The organism is Proteus sp. G2674 (assembly GCF_009915195.1).
GTDB lineage: Bacteria > Pseudomonadota > Gammaproteobacteria > Enterobacterales > Enterobacteriaceae > Proteus > Proteus mirabilis.
The window spans coordinates 292,957-315,778 of record NZ_JAABLS010000012.1; the positions used below are offsets into that span (position 1 = coordinate 292,957).

20 protein-coding genes are annotated in these 22,822 nt (G+C 37.9%); 8 read left to right on the top strand and 12 right to left on the bottom strand.

The window, feature by feature from the left end; translation table 11 throughout:
• Positions 1-47 precede the first annotated feature (47 nt).
• From GWI58_RS04960 to yddG, 5 genes are all read right to left on the bottom strand, one after another.
• Entirely contained in the window at positions 48-566 is a 519-nt protein-coding gene (locus tag GWI58_RS04960) for a FidL-like protein (RefSeq protein ID WP_004245872.1), read from the bottom strand.
• Complete coding sequence (locus tag GWI58_RS04965) at positions 566-1,426, bottom strand: transcriptional regulator (RefSeq protein WP_094959363.1); 861 nt, start codon at positions 1,424-1,426, stop codon at positions 566-568. The genes GWI58_RS04960 and GWI58_RS04965 overlap by 1 nt, the downstream gene beginning before the upstream one ends.
• A gap of 20 nt (positions 1,427-1,446) precedes the next feature.
• On the bottom strand, positions 1,447-2,040 hold the full coding sequence (locus tag GWI58_RS04970) for a TetR/AcrR family transcriptional regulator (RefSeq protein WP_004245875.1): 594 nt from the start codon (positions 2,038-2,040) through the stop codon (positions 1,447-1,449).
• A gap of 429 nt (positions 2,041-2,469) precedes the next feature.
• On the bottom strand, positions 2,470-3,744 hold the full coding sequence (locus GWI58_RS04975) for a bifunctional O-acetylhomoserine aminocarboxypropyltransferase/cysteine synthase (RefSeq protein ID WP_004250120.1): 1,275 nt from the start codon (positions 3,742-3,744) through the stop codon (positions 2,470-2,472).
• A 188-nt stretch (positions 3,745-3,932) separates the two neighbouring features.
• Complete coding sequence (gene yddG / locus GWI58_RS04980) at positions 3,933-4,868, bottom strand: aromatic amino acid DMT transporter YddG (protein ID WP_004245877.1); 936 nt, start codon at positions 4,866-4,868, stop codon at positions 3,933-3,935.
• Between the two features lie 869 nt (positions 4,869-5,737).
• On the opposite strand from yddG, the gene GWI58_RS04985 reads away from it, so the two are divergent.
• The 6 genes from GWI58_RS04985 to GWI58_RS05010 all read left to right on the top strand — a co-directional run bounded on the left by GWI58_RS04985 (position 5,738) and on the right by GWI58_RS05010 (position 11,577).
• Positions 5,738-6,298 (top strand): fimbrial protein, encoded by a 561-nt coding sequence (locus tag GWI58_RS04985; protein WP_004245878.1) that lies wholly within the window; start codon positions 5,738-5,740, stop codon positions 6,296-6,298.
• Between the two features lie 98 nt (positions 6,299-6,396).
• Positions 6,397-7,074, top strand: coding sequence for a fimbrial biogenesis chaperone (locus GWI58_RS04990; RefSeq protein ID WP_094959364.1), 678 nt, complete (start codon positions 6,397-6,399; stop codon positions 7,072-7,074).
• A gap of 36 nt (positions 7,075-7,110) precedes the next feature.
• On the top strand, positions 7,111-9,642 hold the full coding sequence (locus GWI58_RS04995; RefSeq protein ID WP_094959365.1) for a fimbria/pilus outer membrane usher protein: 2,532 nt from the start codon (positions 7,111-7,113) through the stop codon (positions 9,640-9,642).
• On the top strand, positions 9,642-10,160 hold the full coding sequence (locus GWI58_RS05000) for a fimbrial protein (protein WP_004245882.1): 519 nt from the start codon (positions 9,642-9,644) through the stop codon (positions 10,158-10,160). The genes GWI58_RS04995 and GWI58_RS05000 overlap by 1 nt, the downstream gene beginning before the upstream one ends.
• Positions 10,160-11,233: a fimbrial protein gene (locus GWI58_RS05005; RefSeq protein ID WP_161768961.1), complete on the top strand. Its 1,074-nt coding sequence runs from the start codon at positions 10,160-10,162 to the stop codon at positions 11,231-11,233. The genes GWI58_RS05000 and GWI58_RS05005 overlap by 1 nt, the downstream gene beginning before the upstream one ends.
• 26 nt (positions 11,234-11,259) lie before the next feature.
• Positions 11,260-11,577, top strand: a complete 318-nt coding sequence (locus GWI58_RS05010) for a helix-turn-helix domain-containing protein (protein ID WP_004245886.1) — start codon at positions 11,260-11,262, stop codon at positions 11,575-11,577.
• Between the two features lie 133 nt (positions 11,578-11,710).
• Here the strand turns inward: GWI58_RS05010 and potD are convergent, their stop codons facing one another.
• From potD to GWI58_RS05040, 6 genes are all read right to left on the bottom strand, one after another.
• Positions 11,711-12,754 carry a spermidine/putrescine ABC transporter substrate-binding protein PotD gene (gene potD / locus GWI58_RS05015; protein WP_004245887.1) on the bottom strand — a complete coding sequence of 348 codons (1,044 nt, stop codon included), beginning with the start codon at positions 12,752-12,754 and terminating at the stop codon, positions 11,711-11,713.
• 116 nt (positions 12,755-12,870) lie between these two features.
• Positions 12,871-13,650: a spermidine/putrescine ABC transporter permease PotC gene (gene potC / locus GWI58_RS05020; protein ID WP_004245888.1), complete on the bottom strand. Its 780-nt coding sequence runs from the start codon at positions 13,648-13,650 to the stop codon at positions 12,871-12,873.
• The gene (gene potB, locus GWI58_RS05025; protein ID WP_004250112.1) at positions 13,647-14,507 is read right to left on the bottom strand and encodes a spermidine/putrescine ABC transporter permease PotB; all 861 of its coding nucleotides are present in this window, start codon (positions 14,505-14,507) and stop codon (positions 13,647-13,649) included. Before potB ends, potC begins: the two co-directional genes overlap by 4 nt.
• A complete protein-coding gene (gene potA, locus GWI58_RS05030) occupies positions 14,491-15,606 on the bottom strand; it encodes a spermidine/putrescine ABC transporter ATP-binding protein PotA (protein WP_004245891.1) in 1,116 nt (371 codons plus the stop codon). Before potA ends, potB begins: the two co-directional genes overlap by 17 nt.
• A 443-nt stretch (positions 15,607-16,049) precedes the next feature.
• Complete coding sequence (locus tag GWI58_RS05035) at positions 16,050-17,324, bottom strand: S8 family peptidase (protein ID WP_237611667.1); 1,275 nt, start codon at positions 17,322-17,324, stop codon at positions 16,050-16,052.
• A 225-nt stretch (positions 17,325-17,549) separates the two neighbouring features.
• Positions 17,550-18,614, bottom strand: a complete 1,065-nt coding sequence (locus GWI58_RS05040) for an Abi family protein (RefSeq protein ID WP_094959368.1) — start codon at positions 18,612-18,614, stop codon at positions 17,550-17,552.
• Positions 18,615-19,110: 496 nt separating this feature from the next.
• Here GWI58_RS05040 and dusA point away from each other — a divergent pair, with 496 nt between their 5' ends.
• Complete coding sequence (gene dusA, locus GWI58_RS05045) at positions 19,111-20,145, top strand: tRNA dihydrouridine(20/20a) synthase DusA (protein ID WP_004245894.1); 1,035 nt, start codon at positions 19,111-19,113, stop codon at positions 20,143-20,145.
• Between the two features lie 106 nt (positions 20,146-20,251).
• On the opposite strand, the gene GWI58_RS05050 is transcribed toward dusA, so the two are convergent.
• Positions 20,252-21,235 (bottom strand): NADPH:quinone reductase, encoded by a 984-nt coding sequence (locus tag GWI58_RS05050; RefSeq protein ID WP_161768962.1) that lies wholly within the window; start codon positions 21,233-21,235, stop codon positions 20,252-20,254.
• Positions 21,236-21,402: 167 nt separating this feature from the next.
• Here GWI58_RS05050 and dnaB point away from each other — a divergent pair, with 167 nt between their 5' ends.
• Entirely contained in the window at positions 21,403-22,812 is a 1,410-nt protein-coding gene (dnaB, locus tag GWI58_RS05055; RefSeq protein ID WP_004245896.1) for a replicative DNA helicase, read from the top strand.
• The last annotated feature ends 10 nt before the right edge of the window (positions 22,813-22,822 follow it).

Sequence of the window (22,822 nt, forward strand, 5' to 3'; positions counted from 1 at the left end):
CGCAACGCTCGCCCAATATTTATTGAGCGAGAAAGTAATGTGGATTTTTAATCGAATTTACTGCCGGGTTTTAAGGTACAAATATAGAGTGGGGAATTGAGCGAACTGAGTAATAACGTTTTTTCATTTAGCTTTTGTGCGTTAATAAATAATCCATCATGACTATCTGACATTTCACGCATGAAATAATCAAAAATAACATCGGGAGACTCATCAATCGAGGAGGCACTAGACTCCCATTGACTGACAAAATAGTGACGCTCGGTGGGGGAAACCCGCTTTGTGGTGTAATCAAATTTCACATAACGTTGTAAATAGAGCCAACCCGCTTTAGAGGTAGTATACCCCTCAACCACAATAGAGCCTTTACCATTAGCGCCAAAAGAGAAATGAATATTGCCATTCACATTCTCATCTTCCATATTTTCAAAGCGCATAATGCCCTTTGTTGAACAAACCATCATACCTTCATTTTTGATAGTTAATAATCTTGTTGCTGCATAAGTGGCGACCAAGATAAAAATCAGGGCCGATAAAAAACATAAAAGTTTCCCTGAGATTTTCATTAGTATTTCCAAGAATAGTAAAAGTAATTATCGCAATAGCTAAATGGATTATCTTCGTTCTTAGCGCAATGCGCTAAAAAGACACGCCCTAAGCCATTAGTTTGTAATTTATCACCATAGAAAAAAACAAAGCGCTCTCCTTTCACACACTGTAAATTAAGTTTCTTTCTTACAGCGTCAAAATTGCGAATATAATTATCACTGACAGAGGAGTTAATCATGGCCTCGTTAGAGAGTAATTCACAATCATTATGGGTGAGAGGTGTCAATGTGATAGGCTTTGATTGATGCTGATTTAAAAAGATGATCACCACAAGAAATATGGCGCCAAATAAAAAACCAATACTGGCTAAATACCAACAAATTTCTGGTTTTTGTGGCGATGTTACCGATAATTGAGGCTCTTTTTCTAATTCACTGTCTAGATTATCAGGCTCCGATGATAACGATGTCTCAATTAGTGATGCGGTATGACTTTGATTTGTTTCACCTTCGTGATCATTTGTTTGCGTAACAGGTAACAGTGTTGAGTCATCAATTAATTCAACAGAGATATCAGGATTAAACTCTAGTCGCCCTTTGGCGATAGTGACAATAATATTTTCAATACCATAATGACGAAATGTTTTACGTAATAAACTTAAATATTGGTTTAAATTACTATTTGAAGAAACTAGCCCATTGTCATCCCACACGCGTTTTAATACTTCATCACGATTTACTACACCGGGATTTTGAATAAAATAAAAGAGTAACGCATTAGCGGTAATAGACAGATGTGTATCAACGTCACCTTTTTCTAACGATATCGCGCCATCCGTTGCGTCGTAATAAATTGAGGCATTTATTCTGTATTTCATTGTGCCCTCATTCATCCTAATTAACATGACTGATTTGCTGTGTCGGCCATATATTCAAATGTCATTTTTAATAATCTTTCAACTAATGCACTACGCTCTTGTTGTGAAATCGTAGGGCCTTCTGTAAGTTCTGATAACCAAAGGCCATCGGCAGCATAACGAATTAACGTACCTAAGTAGCTATTATCAAGTTTATCGCCTTTGGCTAAATGGCCTAACATCCAATCACGCCAACATTGACGCATTATTGGCTCGTTAGGCATAGCTAAAGAAAGTATTGCCAATTGGCGACTTTCATCTGACTGTTTAAGATCAGAAATATAGGTTAAGTAAGCGCGAGAAAAGCGCCCTGCTTCTATCGGATCGTTGGCCATGATTAACGCAATTCGTTTATCCATAATACCGAGTAAGCGTTTGAATACCGCCTGTATCAGTTCTATCTTCCCAGGAAAATGGTGCAATAATCCGCCTTTACTGACACCCGCTTCTTTGGCTACGGCATTTAAAGATAAAGAAGCAATTCCTTCATTCGCCACAATAATACTTGCCGCTTCTAATAACTGCTCTTGGACGCGGATAGGATCTTTTTTTCGGTGATGTGCGGTTGTATTCATGCGTAGGATAATACCGACCAGTCGGTATGTTCCTTATTGATCAAAATCAAGCACTATTAGAGTGAGCCTTATTATATGCCAATAATGTTGTCAACTTCACATTACTTTATTTAAAACCAAATTTAATTTTAAATAATAAAATTATTTTATAGTTTTGATCTCAATAAAATATTTAATTAACAAAAAAAAAGAGAACTTGATAATTATCAATTAAAAATAAGGATAAATAGTCATTAAGATATTTCAATAATGTGGTAACGCAATAAAACACACTTTCTCTCATAGAGAATAAATTAAACACTCCTTTAAAAGAGCGATTAATTGTTTGTTTTAAAATAAAAAGCCCTCTTTAAATTTAAAGAAGGCCTTTCTATTATTAATTAAATTACTATTACTTAATCGTTATTAATTAACTATTATTAATAACGGTTAAAAACTGGCGTTTAATGCTTGTTCTAGATCAGCGATAATATCGTCTATATGTTCAATACCAATTGAAAGTCGAATTAAATCACGAGAAACCCCCGCGCGTTCTAGCTCTTCATCATTGAGTTGGCGATGAGTGGTTGATGCAGGATGACAAGCCAAGGATTTAGCATCACCAATATTGACAAGACGTACAATCAATTTCAATGCATCGATAAATTTCGCACCCGCTTCAGCACCACCTTTGATACCAAAAGAGAGAATACCAGCAGGTTTACCTGACATATAACGTACTGCTAAATCATGCTCTGGGTGGCTGGTTAAACCTGCATATTTAACCCAGACAACTTGAGGATGATTTTGCAAATATTCAGCAACTTTTTGCGCATTTTCAGTATGACGCTCCATACGTAACGCTAATGTTTCTAGACCTTGAAGAATTAAGAAGGCGTTAAATGGCGAAAGGGCGGCTCCTGTTCCACGCAATGGAGCAACACGGCATCGCGCAATATAAGCAGCCGCACCAAAATGCTCAACATAATTAACCCCATGATAAGAGACATCAGGTGTATTGAGAATTTCAAAACGATCTTTATGTTCAGCCCAAGGAAATTTACCTGAATCAACGACGATCCCACCAATAGAGTTACCATGACCACCAATATATTTAGTGAGTGAGTGAATAATAATATCAGCACCATGCTCAAAAGGGCGACATAGGTAAGGCGTTGCTACCGTATTATCAACAATTAAAGGGACACCATGACGATGAGCCACAGTGGCGAGAGCTTGAATATCAACAATATTACCACTTGGATTAGTGATAGATTCACAAAATACCGCTTTGGTTTTCTCATCAATTAACGCTTCAAGTGCCAGCAGATCATCATGGGGGGCAAAACGCGCTTCGATACCGATACGGGGAAAAGTATGTGCCATTAAGTTATATGTACCACCATAGAGTTTCGCAACCGACACAATGTTATCGCCCACTTGTGCAATGGTCTGGATAGCATAAGTAATCGCGGCCATACCCGATGCCACAGCAACTGCCGCAATCCCCCCTTCTAAGGCGGCAACGCGTTGTTCCAATACATCATTGGTTGGGTTCATGATACGCGTGTAGATATTGCCAGGTACTTTTAAGTCAAATAGATCAGCACCATGTTGTGTATCATCAAATGCATAAGAGGTGGTTTGGTAAATAGGCACCGCAACAGCTTTGGTGGTTGGATCAGGTGAATAACCAGCGTGAACAGAAAGTGTCTCAAGTTTCATAGCAATCCCTTTGTTCTTATCATATAGGTAGCATCTAAATAGAAGTTAGATCTTTTAACTTATAAGTAATATAGATAAGCGGATATTAGCCTTGTCGCATAGTGAAAAAATTTCAACTTATACCAATGAGACTTTTTTAAAATCGAGAGTATTTATTCAAATACCCCCAATTGGCACGAAAATTTGACTTAAGAACCCTGTTTTACATTCGATTTGCTCGTTTTTGGCATTTTTGTCATTTTTTGACGAGTCGCTAACCAACAAATTAAAGAGCCGCCTGTCACCATCATAACGCCTTGCCAAAATGAAAAAGAGAGTGCTGTAGAGAGTAGTAGGGATGAAAAAGCCGTAGAAATTACCGGAGTAAAATAAGAAAGCGTCGCTAATAATGTCACATTACCGCTGATCATTCCTGCCGTCCACGCCGCATTAGCTAACCCTATCGCAGCTCCAGTAATAAGTAATAGTGAGATACTTTTTACATTAACCACCCACTCGATTGGAGCAGAAAAAATATATTGCCCCCAAAGTGCCAATGCCGTTAAGAAAAAGAAAGGCACAATACCATTGTGTCCCCCCGAAATAAGACGAGTCACATTACTATAAAATGCCCATAACACGGCGCCGATAAACGCCAAAATATAACTGAGAGGGTTACGACAAATATTATTCCATAAGCTTTCTATTGTCAGTGGATTATCACCACTAACAACCCAAACAAGCCCACTGAATGAGCATAATAAACCCACAATCAATAGGATAGAGAATCGCTGTTTATTTAAGAATACCGCTAATGCCAGTGTAAAGCTGGGCCATAAATAGTTAACCATGCCAAGCTCTATAGCTTGTGCTCTATCACTAGCAAATCCTAGCGCCAACGATAAACAGATTTCATAGCTAACAAATAAAAGTGCCCCCCAAGCAAGGTAACGCTTAGGAAAAAGAGATAACTTAGGCACCCCTAAGATCAAAATCAAAAATAGCGTTCCCGTTGTGTAAATCAGCGCAGCACCCCCTACCGCACCAAAATACTCACTGATATTGCGAATTAACCCAACAATGGTACTCCAAAGGAATATCGCCACAATGCCATAGAGTGTTCCTTTTGATGTACTGGAAATCATGTTTATACCTTCAGATTTAAGTTTTTCTCTATATAGCCGATAGTAAAACAGAATCGAGGTAATTGCTTGAATTACTCACTCCCTATAGAAGAAGCACACGCTAAAATGAAACATTTTGTTACAATTAATATAGCAAATTAAATATATTGATTTACTCCCAATACGAGTAATAAAAGTATCTTTTATTTTTATACGATAAAAATACGCTTTGTAATTTCCAATAAAAATGAATAAACAATATTTCTATTTTATTTACAAATAATAAATTTTCATTTTAAAATTTACTTAAATGCCCCCTTTCAGCGTGCTTTTTTGCTTAACAAAAAGCCATTTTTCGTTTCATTTTATAAAAAAACTATCCATAAAATACATTTTATGAAACATCATCTTATAAGTATAAGTACGCTATCTTTTTACGATATATCAGATAAATGATGAGATGGATGTAATAAAATCAAATAAAAAATCAAGCAATATCAATCAGATAAAAAATCGCTCACAAAACATTAGACAAAGTAATATATTTTTCTATTTTTTAACAATTAAATATTACCGATAGTTGAGCAGATATTAATAGAATTTATCTATAAAACCAGCAAAAAACGATCGTTTAAAACGATTTCTCTATTTTTTTTACCACATTTATAATTTTTGTAAATTTGACTTAAGTGAATATATGGCAATTTATTCGTTTTCACGAAGATTGCTATCGCTCGCTTTTATTTTAATAAATAAAATAGTCTTATTTGGCATTTTCCAAAAATAATTTAATCCTTGTTTTTTATTATTAATAATAAAAACAGAATTAAATATTAGCTTATTTTATTAAGCTAAGTATTAAATATATATTGAAAATATAGGAACATTTAATGAAAAAGTTATTATTATCTGCAATTATTACTTCAGCAATGGCCATAATTGCTACACCTGCCCTAGCAGAAGATACTGGTACACCAGCACCAACAGAAGTTACAGTTAATGGTGGTACTATTAACTTTGAAGGTTCTGTCGTTAATGCTGCTTGTGGTGTTGATAGTAGTTCAAGTAACCAAACTGTTCGTTTGGGTCAATTCCGTGTCGCTGAATTTACTAAAAAAGGTGATGAAACAGGACGTATTCCTTTTAGCATTAAATTAAATAACTGCGATATTACTGTTTCATCATTAGCAGCAATTACCTTTAACGGTACAGCTTCTGATGGTGATGCAACTGCATTCGCATTACAAGGCAGTGGCGCAGCAACCAATGTAGCGTTAAAAATTACCGATTCAAGCAGCAAAAATGTTGTTCCAGGACAACCTTCTTCAACTCAAAAATTAATCGAAGGTGAAAACCAATTAAATTATAACGCTTCTCTTATTTCCACTGATGATACAGTGAAGGCAGGTAGCGCAAACGTTACAACTAACTTTATGGTGACTTACTCTTAATCACTTCATCACTTTTGATTGATGTCTTATCGCCAAGGACGGCCTATTTTTATCAAAAGTATTATTACTCCATATTCATTAGCTAATAAATATTTATTATGAAAAAGATATTTGCTTTTATTATTTTTTTATTCCCACTTATTGCTTATTCTAATGGTGTTTCATTAGGTGCTACGCGTATTATTTATAATTCTAATATTAAACAAACTAATCTTGTTGTGACTAATTCAGATAAAGAGAATAGTTTTCTAATTCAATCATGGGTATCTGATAATCAAGGTAATAAAAATAATGATTTTATTGTTACCCCTCCTTTATATATTCTTGACGCTAATAAAGAGAATGCTTTAAGAATTATGTATACAGGTGAACCTTTACCTGCAGATCGCGAAAGTTTATTTTGGATGAATGTCAAAGCTATTCCTTCTTTAGATGAAAAGCTTGCCAATGAAAATACACTACAAATTGCCATCCAGAGTCGGATAAAGCTTTTCTACCGCCCTAGTGGGTTATCCGCTTATACTGAAAAATATGCCAATGAAGTGACTTTTTCCTATAAAAATGGGGAGTTAATTGCCCATAATCCAACACCTTATCATATTACTATGGTCAATTTAGCCGCAGTCGACAGTCAACTTCCTTCAAGTATTATGATTAACCCATTTTCACAATTAACATTAGGAAAAGTTAATCAGAATGCTAATACCATTTCATTCCAAACCATTAATGATTATGGCGCACAGACTCCTGTTTTAAAAAAAGAAATCGTTCATTAATCACAGCATCGTTTTCAACCCTGTTGGTCAAAAACCATGGTTAATAAGAATACTAATAAAGATATCGTTTATTTTCTCTTTCCAAGTGTCATTGCATTGTCATTGACGCTGTCCTTTTCATCATATAGCGCAAACCGATTTAATCCTGCATTTTTGGCTGACTCTCCTGATGCCGTCACTGATTTAAGTTATTTTGAAGCAGGCAACCGCATTAAACCCGGTGATTATCTTCTTGATATTGTTTTTAATCATGAGTATCTGCGTAGTGAAAATATTCATTTTATTAGTCAAGATAATCATGTTATTCCTTGTTTAAATCGAGATGATTATCAATCACTCGGGATCAATATTAAACTATTTGCTGATTTTGAGAAATTCTCGGCAAATGAATGTATTGATATTGAAAAAATCATTCCAGATTCTGTTGTTAATTATGATATTGAGAAACAAGCTTTAAATATTCAAGTCCCTCAAGCCGCGTTAGATTTGAAAGCACGCGGTTATATTCCACCAGAAAAATGGGATAACGGTATAACAGCAGGTATTTTAAACTACACCTTTAGTGGCGCTAATAGCTGGGGAAATTCTCATAATAATAGCTACTACTTAAATCTACGTAGTGGGATCAATATTGGTGCTTGGCGATTACGCGATTATTCCACTTGGAATTCGTCAAACGGGAAAAACCAATGGAACCATATCAATACCTATCTGCAACGCAATATTGTGTCATTAAGAAGCCAATTACAAATTGGTGATAGTTATACCTCATCAACACTTTTTGACAGTGTTAATTTCCGAGGTATTTCATTAGAAAGTGACGACACTATGCTACCTGATAGCCAAAGAGGATTTGCACCTGTAGTCAGAGGTATTGCTAAAGGCAATGCTAAAGTGGTGATCCGCCAAAACGGTTATGTGATTTATCAAACCTTTGTTTCTCCGGGTGCTTTTGAAATCCGTGATCTCTATCCAACGTCAAATAGTGGCGACCTCTATGTCACCATTGAAGAAAATGATGGTAGCAAACACAGCTATGTTGTGCCTTATTCTGCTGTACCTATTTTACAGCGAGAAGGCCAAAAACAGTTTGTCATCCAAGCCGGTGAAATACGCCAAAATAACCAAAATAAAAAACCTCGCTTTATACAAGGTCATCTTATTTATGGCTTACCCTATGACACCACTGTCTATGGCGGTGCATTAGCAACAAAAGATTACCAATCTTATGCCCTAGGAGCAGGTAAAAATATGGGTACCCTAGGTGCCTTCTCTACCGATATCACCTTTGCTCATAGCCAATTGCCAAATAACTCAACATCAGATGGTTATTCTTTACGTTTTCTTTATGCCAAGTCGTTAAACCAATTTGGCACAAACTTTCAATTGCTCGGTTATCGTTACTCTACTTCGGGTTTTTACACATTAGATGAGACATTAAATACACGTATGTCCGGTTATCTGTATGAAGATAATCAAAAAAAACCGTTGAGTTATTTTAATTTGCATAATCGCAAGAAAGGGAGCCTACAAATTAATTTATCACAACAACTGGGGGATTATGGCTCTATTTTTATGATGACCAACTGGCAAAATTATTGGGGAACTAATGAGAAAAATGTCCTAGTACAAACCGGCTACAATGGCAATATTAAAGGGCTCTCTTATAACGTCATTTATAGTTATAACAGAATGATGAATAGTGGTCAGCGTGACCAAACATTGTCTGTGGGTCTTTCTATCCCATTACAATTGCTAATGCCGACAAGTTATCAATCCATCAATAGCACTTATCTCACATATAATTACAGCCACAATAATAACGGTTACTCGACACATAATGCGGGTATTGCCGGTACATTATTGGAAGACAATACCCTTAATTACAGTGTTCAACAAGGTTATAGCAATCAAGGTGGAAACTATACAGGTAGTGCGGCGTTGGGTTATCAAAGTCGCTATGGCAATTTAAATGCTAGCTATAACTATCATCAAGATGCTCAACAAATTAACTATAGCCTCGCTGGAGGTATGCTACTCCATAGTGGCGGATTAACCTTAAGCCAACCTTTAAGCGCTAATGCCATTTTAGTAGATGCTCGTAATACTGCGGATGTACCGATTGATAATGCGACAGGGGTTTATACTGACTGGCGAGGGTTTGCCGTTATTCCCTATGCTACCGCTTATCGACAAAATCGAGTGGCATTAGACACCACCGCATTACCCGATAATGTTGAAATTGAGCAAAACATTAAGCAAGTGATCCCAACACAAGGCGCCGTCATTAAAGTTCAGTTTGATGCTAAAAAAGGGTATCGCTTATTACTGACGCTACAACACCAAGGTCGCCCACTCCCTTTTGGGGCAATAGCAACTGATAAACAAAATCATCTGTCCGGTATTGTTGGCGATGATGGCTTGCTCTACTTATCGGGTGTCCCTGATTCAGGAAAATTAGAGATCCGCTGGGGGCATAATGCCTCTCAATACTGTCAAGTGAACTATCAATTACCCGCCTCTCAACTTGATGAACCTTTTGTGAAAATGACACAGGAGTGCCAATAATGCACAAATTAATGCTTATTGTAGCGTTGTCATTACTGTTTACCACTAAGGGATCTGCTTACGATACATTGGTACACATTAATGCCAGAGTAACAGGAAACACATGTACGGTAGAGACAAACTCAAAACGTATTACCGTAAAATTAGGCCAAATCGCCACAAAAGATTTTATTTCTACGACGATAACGCAACAACGTACGCCTGTTATCCCTTTTAGTATTAAATTAGTCGATTGCCAACCTGAAGCCAGTGCTGTGAAGGTCAGTTTTAATGGTCGTGCGGATCCTATTGATAACGCCTTACTCGCCATTGATGCAACGGGTGCCAAGGGAGTTGCCATTTCCATTATGGATAACTCAGGAGCTTCCATCGATATTAACGATAAAAGCCAGTCTTATACCTTATTGCCTAACCAAGATAATACCCTGCAATTTTATGCTCGCTATGTAGCGACTCAACTTCCTGTTCAAGCCGGATCGGCGAATGCAACAGCAACCTTTTTACTGGAGTACCAATAATGACACGCTCTTTTTCTTTCTTCACATTGCTGGTTTCTCTTCTTTGTATCCCGAGCCAAATGGCATGGGCTATTGCAGATCCATTAGTGGTAACCCCTCCACCTATGAATTTTGATGGTGCCGCCGATGGTACTCCCGCAGGAACGCCCATCACGTCAACTTGGATAGGTGAAACCTCTGTCCATAATGGTTTCAAATGTGAGAAGAAATTTTTGCAAAAATGTTGGGTTGAAACCCTCTATGCTAATGCTACTGGTTCAAAAATTAGCGGGATCTACTATTACGAAGGTAGAAATCGTTATCCTGTTTATTCACTCCCCGGAGTTAAAGGTATCGGCTATGCTTTTGGTTTAAAAGATAACAATGATAGTGTTGCTTACGTACCTATTGATGTTGATAACGGTTCGGGTGCAACGGTGATTTATCCTGCAGTAGGCTCTACCGTTAACCATAATGTGGATCGCGTTTCACTGAAAGGCAAAGTCGTCTTTGTGGTGACAGATAAACATCTTGAGACTGGCGTTTATAACATTCCATATACAGTTATCGCCAATACATGGTCTGAATATGGTGGAGGCCATAAAGGCAATAATACCTCTATCGTAGCAATTAACCCCGTCACTATTACTATTAAAGCTCGAGGCTGTACCGTAAATACCAAAAATCTCACCTATGAATTAGGTGATATCTCAATGCGAGATATGGCAGCCATTGGTTCAACATCAAAAAGTCAGGCTAAACCCATCTCTGTTACATGCGATAGTAATGTGCATTTATATGCCAGCATGACCGATCAGTCTACCTATTCTAATAATACAGATATCCTCACACTGACATCAGATTCTGATGCTTCTGGTATTGGTATTCAATTTTTCTTTAATGATAATCCAACTCCCGTGGTGTATGGCCCTGATATCAGTGCTATAGGACAACCTAACCAACGTTTACTCCATATAACAACTTCTAACAACGAAAACTACATATTAAACCTGTCAACTCGCTATATCACGACTGGGACACTAAAACCGGGTAAAGCAAACGGATTAGCCAGTCTCACTTTTTCTTATCAATAATGATTTGAATTTTTAAGGCTGATGAAATGATTGATAGCAGCAAAACGATTAATTTTCGTATAGGACAACGAATACGTCACTTGCGAAAAAATTTAAAATATTCGGGGAAACTATTTGCCAAAGAGTTAGGCATAAGTCAGCAACAACTTTCACGGTATGAACGAGGAACAAATAGGATCAGTATTGAGTTTGTTTATTTAATTACTGAAAAGTTTGATGTTCATATCAGCTATTTCTTACAAAGTAACTATATGATTAATATTGAGCAACAACGAAATATACAAGAAAAAAACAGCCTGCTGATTGCCGAGGCTTGTATAAAAAATGGCACTAATCGCCCTTAACTTAATTATTCTTTCGGTTCAAATACACACTGTCATCTATTTTATCGTTGATTTAATGATAATGTTCTCTTTTTTCTATACAAATATAAGAAGCCACCGTTTAACGGTGGCTTTTTGGTACTGATAAACTTAATTAACGACCCGCTTTCAGTTTTTGGTAATAGCTTTCGTATAAAACCGTCGCTTCACCCACATCATTTTGCCATTCGCCTTTACTAATAATCTCTTCACTAGGATAAAGTGAGCTATCTTTTGTGATAGCTTTTGGCAATAATTTTTGTGCCGCTAAATTAGGTGTTGGATAGCCGATATTTTCAGCCACTTTTGCAGCAACTTCGGGGCGTAATAAGAAGTCGATAAGCTTATGCGCACCTTCAACATTTTTTGCATTTGCAGGAATAGCTAAGCTGTCCATCCAGAAGATACCGCCCTCTTTTGGCCATACCAACTCAATAGGAGCACCGGCTTCTCGCGCAATAAATGCAGAGCCATTCCAGATCATCCCTAGATTCACTTCTCCTTGCATATAAGGATTGGCAGGATTATCCGAATTAAAAGCCAGTACATTAGGCATCAGCTTTTGTAACTCTTTATAGGCTTCTTCAATCTGTTTTGGATCTGTGGTATTACCTGAATAGCCTAATTTTAATAAAGCCATTTGGAATACTTCACGTGCATCATCCGTTAACAGTAAACTATCTTTATATTCCGGTTTCCATAAATCAGCCCATGAAGTAATGCTACTTACATCAACTTCATCACTATTAATCCCTATCGCAGTCGCTCCCCAAATATAAGGGATTGAGTAGTCATTTTGAGGATCGAATGATTTATGTAATAAACTTGGGTCAAGATTATCAAAATTGCTGAGCTTCGATTTATCAATCTTCTGTAGCATCCCCTCATGGCTCATTTTAGAAATAAAATAAGTTGAAGGAACCACCAAATCATAAGCACCGTCTTTATAGGTTTTTAATTTGGTATACATGCTTTCGTTAGATTCGTAGGTGGAATAAATCACCTTAATCCCAGTCTCTTTTGTAAACTGTTCCAGCAATCCTGGCGGTACATATTCCGTCCAGTTATAGAAATAGATTGTCTTACCATCATCAGCCGATGCTGTACCAATACTTAATGCCATTACACTGGCAGCAAGTACAGAGGACCACTTTTTCATTTAGGCTTCCTTCAGTGGTTGATGCGTTAATATCAAATAGGCGTAACGCCTACCTCCAACAGATTTGGTCATCAAGACCGTAAAAAGTGCGAGAAACTCGCACTAATACTTTTAAATTACGCTTTGCCAGTTCTATCTCGTAAGATCAACTGACTAATTAATACTAATACTAATGATAGCCCTAAAAGGATGGTTGCCAGTGCATTCACTTCCGGTGAAACACCTACTTTTACCATTGAGTAAATTTTTAATGGTAAAATTTCATAACTTGGTCCAGTCACAAAAGAAGAGACAACCACGTCATCCATCGATAACGTAAAGCTTAATAGCCAACCCGAGGCTACTGCCGGCATCGCTAATGGCATAATGATTTTACGTAAAATAGTAAATTCACCCGCCCCTAGATCCTTAGCGGCTTCAAGCATTTTGACATCAAAACCACTGAGTCGCGAATAGACCGTGACCACCACAAAAGGCAGACAAAAGGTAATATGCGACACCAGTAATGACCAAAACCCTAAGGAAATGCCTAATAGCATAAATAAAACCAATAATGAAATCGCCATCACAATATCTGGCGACATCATCACCACAAACAGCATACCACCAACAAACTTTTTACCACGAAAACGATAACGATAAAGCGCCACCGCAGCCAATGAACCAATCAACGTCGCAAAGGTTGCTGAGGTGACTGCCATCGTTAATGAATGCCCTGCAGCTTGTAGCAGGCTGTCATTATTTAATAAAATGGTATACCAGTCAGTGGTAAAGCCTTTCCAGTTGATCCCGAAACGTGATGAGTTAAAAGAGTTAACTATCAGAATGATAATCGGGATATAAAGATACGCGTAAATGATGGACATAAATCCACCCCGCAATAACCGTCCTATCATTCTATTTCTACCTTCTTATGCAGTAGTTTTACGGCTCGGTAATACACAAATAGCATTAACCCCATCACCAGTGTTAAACAGATACTGGTAGCTGCCCCAAATGGCCAGTCGCGAATATTTAAGAATTGGCTCTTTATTACGTTACCAATAAGTAGGTTTTTCGCGCCCCCCATTAAGTCCGCCACAAAGAATAAGCCCATGGCAGGTAACATTACCAATAAACAACCTGCGATGATCCCCGGCATAGTTAATGGGATAATAATACGAATAAAGGTCTGTAATTTATTCGCACCGAGATCTCGAGCCGCTTCCAAACAGGGTTTATCCAGTTTTTCAATGCTGGAATAGAGTGGCAGAACCATAAAAGGTAATAAAATATAAACCAACCCTAATACTACCGCCTCTGGGGTATAAATGATCCTTAGCGGTTTATCGATAAGCCCTATCCACAATAGAAACTCATTAAAATAGCCTTTCGTACTGAGAAAAATCTTTAACCCATAAATACGAATAAGTGAGTTAGTCCAAAAGGGAACTATTAATAAAAACAGCAGTAATGGTTGTATTTTCTTAGGCATTTTTGCCAGAAAAAAAGCAAAAGGATAACCTAATATTAAACAAGCTAAGGTCGCTACCAATGCCATATTAATAGAGTGCAGTAATACTTCTGCATACATTGGATCAAATAAGCGATAATAGTTATCGAGTGTAAAAACCATCTCGACTAAATTCGCATCATCACGGGTTAAAAAACTGGTGGCGATGATCATGATATTCGGTAAGAAGACGAACACCATTAACCAACCCACAACACCAGTAATAACGATGTTTTGAAATAGTTTACGTGTTTTCTTCATCAGCCAGCACGACCTCCCAGCTCTCAACCCAAGTTACCGCTATCTTTTGGTCTAACGAGTGATCAACATCCGGATCATCTTCATTAAAGAATTCACTCACCATCACCATCTTGCCATTTTCCATTTCAACAACAGAATCTAGCGTCATGCCTTTATAGTTACGTTCACGAACATAACCGATAAGTCCCGGAAGGTTTTCAAGATCGTGTATCTCTTCAACGCGCAGATCTTCTGGTCTGAGTAACACTTTCAGTTGCTGATTTTGAGTAACAGGTAATTGCGTATAAATATCGCATTCGTGCCCTTCAACATCCGCTCTAATACGTGTCTCATCAATACGATGTAGGACACGTGCATCAAAGATATTGATTTCACCTATAAATTGCGCAACGAATAAGTTAGTTGGCTCTTCATAAATTTCTCGAGGCGTGCCATCTTGCTCAATACGCCCTTCTTTCATTACCACGATCCTATCTGACATAGTCAGTGCTTCTTCCTGATCGTGGGTGACGAAAATAAAGGTGATCCCCAGTTTTCGTTGTAAGGCTTTTAGCTCATTTTGCATCTGCTTACGTAATTTGTAATCCAGAGCAGACAATGATTCGTCTAACAACAATACCTTCGGCTTATTGACCACCGCCCGTGCAATAGCAACCCGTTGCTGTTGACCACCAGAAAGGTGAGCAGGACGACGTTGGGCAAAGTCCTCTAGTTGCACCATACGTAACGCTTCCATAACGCGACTATTGATCTCTGCAGCAGGTGTTTTCTGCATACGTAGACCAAAAGCCACATTTTCAAATACGGTCATATGGGGAAACAGGGCATAACTTTGGAAAACGGTATTTACAAAACGCTGTTCTGCTGGAATATGGGTAATATCCTGTCCATCTAGGATAATTTGCCCATCATCCGCGTCTTCTAAGCCCGCAATTAAACGTAATACCGTCGTCTTACCACAGCCTGAAGGGCCGAGTATGGTTAAAAACTCGCCATGGTTGATAGTCAGATCGAGGCGGGAAATGATTTGTTTTCCGTCGAAACCTTTACTTAAGGATTTTAATTCGACTAGTGGTGTCAGAGATGTTTTCTCAGTCATTTAAGGTAATACTCTATCCCGAAGAATAATGCAGATAGAACCGCCGCCGGAAAAGACTGTGTGAGCTGCCGGAGCAGTATGCTCCACAGAAGCCCAAAACCAGCAACGCCGTATGTATAGTACAAGGGGCAAATGATAAACGTAGTAAGGTAAAATTGAAAGCAAAAAGGTACATTTCTTATGAAAAACTATTCATTTTTAAGCTTTTCATCATAACTCTCGACTTTGTTATAAAAAACAAAAAATAGAATATAATCAAATAATTAATAATAAGCATAAATACTAATAAATTATTTTAATTTATGATTAAATAAATTTTTTATCACAAATCATTCTATCGCGGTATTTTCAAGTCTAAAACAGACTTAAAAAAGATTATTTTCAGCAAGATAAATACTAAAAATACCTTCCATAGTCTTAAGCCATAGAAGGTATCCTTTCTATTAATTATATTGGATTAAATTTTTTAAATGTAAGATGGCATTATTTACATTAGGCAAAGGGCCTATCTTTTCATTTAATGATGGATAAGTTCCTGTTTTAATCAGTAGCTCTCGCATCTCTATTGGCGTTAATACCGTGTTGGTTTTATCTTTATACCAAGATTGAATAACCGCAGCCGCCCCCGCGACTAATGCACAGGCTGATGATGTTCCACTAAAATTAGCCGTATATTTGTTATTCCCGTCACCATGAAAAAGATCACCATATCCGGCAGTAGTCACATCTTCTCCCCATGCTTGCACATGAATGGGGGAGCCATGCGTTGAGAAAGGTAAACGATTTAGCGTATAAGGTGAGCCAGCACCGACACGTATAGAGTGGTTATCACTACGTTGACGATAGCTATCATAAAAAGGTAAATCGAGATCAACCCCCCCATTGCCGGCAGCCATGATCACAATAATCCCCGCTTCTGTTAATGCACGAGTTGCCTCCCAGATATGCATTTCATAATCAGCAGGAACATAAGCATGATGTTCACAAACTGTCTGCATCTCATATAAAACAATATCACCCGCGTGTAATTTCTGTTTACTGGCAATAATTGCTTCAATACGACCACTGCTTAATTCTGATATGGCATAAAACATATCTAGTTTATAGGCAAGCCCAGTAATACCTTTACCGTCTTTTTTCCCCATAATTAACCCCGCCACGGCCGTACCATGGTCGGCTTGATCGGTTTTTTCAGTTAAAGGAAAAAGTGGCGTGATATTATTAGCTAACAAATCGGGATGTGATAAATCAAAATCCCACTCAATATCGGCCACCTGTATACCTTGTCCATAAGCATTTTTATTCCAAGCGTCTATAATACCTAACCCAGTTATTTCATTTGATTTTATTTTGGGGGTTTTTAAATAATGCTGATGGCGAGTTAAATCCGGCGTAATATTAGGTGGCTGTACAGGTAATTTGGGGATTTTTTGCACATATTCTATATCAGGATGTTGTTTTAATATTTTAATAATTTCATCTAATGTATATGTGTTATCATTGGGTAAATTTAAATAATAGTAATCATTTAAATGATTTGATGTAAGAGAAAGATGATTTTTAGGTGGTAATTGTGATGATGATAATACTGGAACAAAAGAAATATTAGATAAAAATGTATTATATTGATTATGGTAACCAGAGCGTAATAGTTTTTTATTTTGATCAAGTGAATGTATATTTTTTAGTTTGACTAGTATTTTCCTTTCAATATTCATAACCAATGCTCCTTTTCTATTTTTTATTTTTACTTTTGTTTTATAACGTAGATTTTTGAGCATTGGCTATTTTCATTTTTAATAGCATTGAGATAAATTTAATTATTAAGATAATATACTGTGTATTTATACTCATTAAATAATTTAGTTTTTCTTAGACAGGATGCACTTCCATTTGAATGGGATCAAAGATCCAGACCTGTGAGTGCACAATATAAATCTTTTTCATTGTTTTACTTGAGTCGCATTGGGATGGTTGCCTTGAGCTGAGGCAGGTTTTGGAATGAAAGTAACATCAATACCAACCGTTAAAGGCCAAGCTTTGCGTCTCTTCTGCATTGATTGGTTGGTGTAAAATATCTGATGTGACTTTTTACAGCGTATAATCGCATAATTTGCTGTCACACTAACGACTTCACCTTTGCGTCTGGTGTTGATTTCATGTCTTTCTTTCCATTTAATGATATCTGGAACAGAATAAAGTCCCGATGCTAACATTTTACTTCGCCATAGCGTATGTTGAGTGCAAGCTATTCCCATCAATTTGTCGTTGTCTATGACAGATAATAACTTTAAATTGTTAGGGTTAATCCAATGAATGACTTTTAAGCATCGTTCGTAATGTGAAATAACCATATTTATGCTGTCATCAGAATCAAACAAATCTGTTGCTTTCCAGATAGGTTCATGGTGCGCAATACGATTTCTAAGTCTATTTATTTCAAATAAATTTGAGCTAATATGGTTAATACTCAAAGAGGTACCATTTAAGCCCTTAGCATATGGAAAAACAAAATTATTAAGCTTTGGCCAAAGCTCGATAATAGGAGGATTAGCAAGGGATTGGCTTGAACGATGATTCTTGTCTGTTAAGTGAACCCAAAAACCAAATGTTAGTTTCGCAATTAGATTATCAGGAGTAATAGCTTTACCCTCTCTAACTAAATCCTTCTTAGCTTTAACTATCTGTTGAAACCCCTTACTATTATTTTGATTTGTATAAGAATTACTAAACCAAAACTGGTCTATTTTGGCTTTCTCTTTAGCCCAATCTTGTGGTTGATAATTTGCTTCGACTAGCTGCTCATGGTATTCGATGTAAGCATTATTGATAGCATTACGCAAAGAGACTTCTAATACTTGAAGTACTGGATAAAAGAGACCTGATAACTGTTTATTCCACACATATAACCCTAAGCTTTGTTCATCGCTTACATCGCATAAGTGTGGTTGTTTGTAAGTAGAGAGTCGAGAGTTAGATAGCGTCTTAATTATTGATTTTACAGGCATATTGATATTCCACTCTGATGATAAAAAAGTATATCTATACATCCGATGAAGAACAAGCTACTTGACATCAATCGGGAATTGACTAGAATCTAATCATCGACGGAAACGTCACTAGATTGAAAGCGCGGTACAGTGTGAAGCTGGTTGGTCTTAGACCCCGTTAGCGAGATATTTTCGAAGGGCTCCTTATAGGAGCCCTTTTCGATCTAATAACTTATCTATTGATATCTTAAGCACAGTACTCTGTTTCTGTTTATTAAGTTCAACCCTCTAATAATTAAACCTAGATTAGTTCATCAATAATTAAGCTTCGTACATAAAATCTAATTATATCGGCCTCATTTTAGGGAAAGATCACACCACCTGCTCTATCACATTTTGTTATGCTATAGTAAGCCATCTCGATATAAATCCTCTCTTACTCTCAGTAAAACACCAAAATCTGGTGTCCTCATTGGTGTCCTGATAAAGAGAAAACACACTAAAATGGGTTATAATGCACGAAAATACACCAACCGATAAAACACTAGAAAACAAGCAAACACAGGGCACTCAAGGGAATTACCCACTTAACCGCTTCTCTGTTGCACCTATGCTCGATTGGACTGATCGCCATTGCCGTTATTTCTTTCGCCAGCTTACCAAAAATACTTTGCTGTATACTGAAATGGTCACAACAGGTGCCATTATTCATGGCAAAGGTGATTATTTAAAATATAGCAACGAAGAGCACCCGATCTCATTACAGCTTGGCGGCAGTGATCCACAAGCGTTAGCGCAATGTGCAAAATTGGCACAAGAGCGTGGATATGATGAAATTAATTTAAATGTAGGTTGCCCTTCTGATCGGGTACAAAATGGACGCTTTGGTGCTTGTTTAATGGGTGAAGCACAACTCGTTGCAGATTGCGTGAAAGCTATGCGTGATGTGGTCGATATTCCTGTGACGGTAAAAACACGTATTGGCATCGACAACCAAGATAGTTATCAATTTCTATGTGATTTTATTGATACCGTCAGCCGTGATAATAACTGCGATACCTTTATTATTCATGCTCGCAAAGCTTGGTTATCGGGATTAAGCCCCAAAGAAAATCGCGAAGTGCCTCCTTTAGATTATCCTCGTGTTTATCAATTAAAACGTGATTTCTCGCATCTCACTATGGCAATTAATGGGGGAATTAAGTCACTAGAAGAGGCGCAGGAGCACTTAAAATATATGGATGGTGTTATGGTAGGTCGCGAAGCTTATCAAAATCCATCAATATTGGCTCATGTGGATCACGTGCTTTTTGATAATCAGTTACCTGTTACTAATGCCGTCGCTGCCGTAAAAGCCATGTATCCTTATATTGAAAAAGAGCTCTCACAAGGCACTTATTTAGGTCATATCACCCGCCATATGTTGGGAATTTTCCAAGGTATTCCCGGGGCAAGACAATGGCGTCGTCATTTAAGTGAAAATGCCCACAAACAAGGTGCTGATTTAACCGTGCTAGAGAATGCGCTCAAGTTTGTGACCGAAAAATAGTCCTTTTTAACACGTGATAAAAATCCATCTTACTCAAATTGCTTAATCAACTATTTAGTTAATCAGTTAATAAAGATGGATTTTTTATACTTGTAACCTTTAAAAACTATGGGATCAATAGACTTGAACCTTGAGATTGACGACTTTCAAGATAACGGTGTGCGGCTTTAGCATCAGCTAATGCAAATTTCTGATTATCTGGCACACTGACATCAATTTTACCACGACCAATTAACGTAAATAGTGCTTCACTTGCTGCATCTAACTCTTCGCGCGTCGTAATGTAGCCGGAAATAGAAGGACGAGTAACATAAAGTGAACCCAATTTATTAAGAATACCTAAATCAACCCCTGTTACCGCGCCAGAAGCGTTACCAAAACTGACCATTAAGCCTCGGCGTTGCAAACAGTGCAACGAATCCAACCAAGTTGCTTTGCCAACAGAATCATACACAACGGGTACTTTTTGGTTATTGGTGAGCGCAAGGACACGTTCAACAATAGATTCAGTTTGATAGTTAATCACTTTCCATGCACCTGCGGCCTTAGCTTTAGCCACTTTCTCATCACTGCCTGCAGTACCAATCATTTTAGCGCCAATCGCTTTCGCCCATTGGCTGGCAATTAGCCCGACGCCACCCGCCGCTGCATGGAATAAAAAGGTTTCCCCTGCACGTAATTTGTATGTTTCATTGAATAGATAATAAACCGTTAATCCTTTCAAAAAAGAGGCGGCGGCTTGTTCAAAAGAGATATTATCAGGCAGGCGGGCTACTTTATTTTCTGGTATATTATGCGTATCGCTGTAGGCGCCTAATGGAGATTGTGCATATACAACTCTATCCCCTTCTTTAAGTGAAGTAACATGAGCGCCTGTTTTAATCACAACACCGGCAGCTTCAGTTCCTAAGCCACTTGGGAAATGCTCTACTGGATATAATCCGCTACGCACATAAGTATCAATATAATTAATGCCAATGGCTTTATTGGCAACCTGTACTTCGTTATCGCCTAGAGGGGCGGGGGTAAATGAAGTTAGCTCGAGTACATCGGCATTACCATGAGCTGCAAACTGAATGCGTTTAGCCATCGTAATCTCCTTTATAAGATTGATGATTGACCTAGGATTATATAAACCAGCGTTGTAACGACCTGTAGAGATAATGACAAATGATCGTTATTTCTACAAGGCACAGATTATTGGGTTAGCGTATACTAATGCGCTGATTGATATTTTTTCGACTTTGTGCAGGATTTATGGCCAGAAACAAGACCACTGACAAGCTAATGTCTGAGATAAAAGATCGCCAAATGGAAGGGTTGAAACTTCCCCCCCATTCGCTAGAAGCCGAACAATCGGTATTAGGCGGTCTAATGATAGATAACGAGCGTTGGGATAATGTCTCCGAGCGTGTCACTGCCGATGATTTTTATAGCCGACCTCATCGCACTATTTTTGCGCAAATGCAGCGTTTACTTGAGCTGGGTAAACCTATTGATCTGATAACCTTATCAGAAGCACTAGAACAAAACGCAGAATTAGAAAGCGTTGGAGGCTTTGCTTATTTAGCAGAGCTATCCAAAAATACGCCAAGTGCAGCCAATATTAACGCTTATGCCGACATTGTTCGTGAGCGTGCTGTCGTTCGCGATATGATCAAAGTCGCCAATGAAATTGCTGATGCTGGATTTGATCCCCAAGGACGCACCAGCGAAGATCTGCTCGATTTTGCTGAATCTCGCGTCTTTCAAATTGCCGAAACCCGCGCCAATAAAGATGAAGGGCCAAAAGCAATTGATGCCATTTTAGAAGAAACCGTTGAAAAAATAGAGCAACTCTACCAAAAACCTCATGATGGTGTGACGGGGGTATCCAGTGGCTATCAAGATCTGGATAAAAAAACCGCCGGACTGCAAAAATCAGATTTAATTATTGTCGCAGCACGTCCTTCTATGGGTAAAACCACCTTCGCGATGAACTTATGCGAAAATGCGGCAATGACGGAAGAAAAACCTGTACTTATCTTTAGCTTAGAGATGCCAGGTAACCAAATCATGATGCGTATGCTCGCTTCATTGTCTCGCGTGGATCAAACCCGTATTCGTACTGGGCAACTTGACGATGAAGATTGGGCGCGTATTTCAAGTACCATGGGTATTTTGCTTGAAAAACGTAATATGTATATTGATGATTCCTCTGGTTTAACCCCCACCGAGGTGCGCTCTCGTGCCCGAAGAATTTATCGTGAACATGGCGGTTTAAGCCTAATCATGATTGACTACTTGCAGTTAATGAGAGTACCTTCATTATCTGAGAACCGAACTTTAGAAATTGCTGAAATTTCACGCTCTTTGAAAGCATTAGCTAAAGAATTACAGGTTCCTGTTGTCGCTCTGTCACAGTTAAACCGTAGTTTGGAACAACGTGCTGATAAGCGCCCAGTTAACTCTGACTTACGTGAATCCGGCTCTATTGAGCAAGATGCCGACTTAATTATGTTTATCTATCGTGACGAAGTTTATCACGAAAATAGCGACCTAAAAGGGGTGGCAGAAATTATCATTGGTAAACAGCGTAATGGCCCTATCGGTACGGTAAGACTAACCTTTAATGGTCAATGGTCTCGCTTTGATAACTACGCAGGCCCTGCTTACGACGACGAATAACCATCCACCT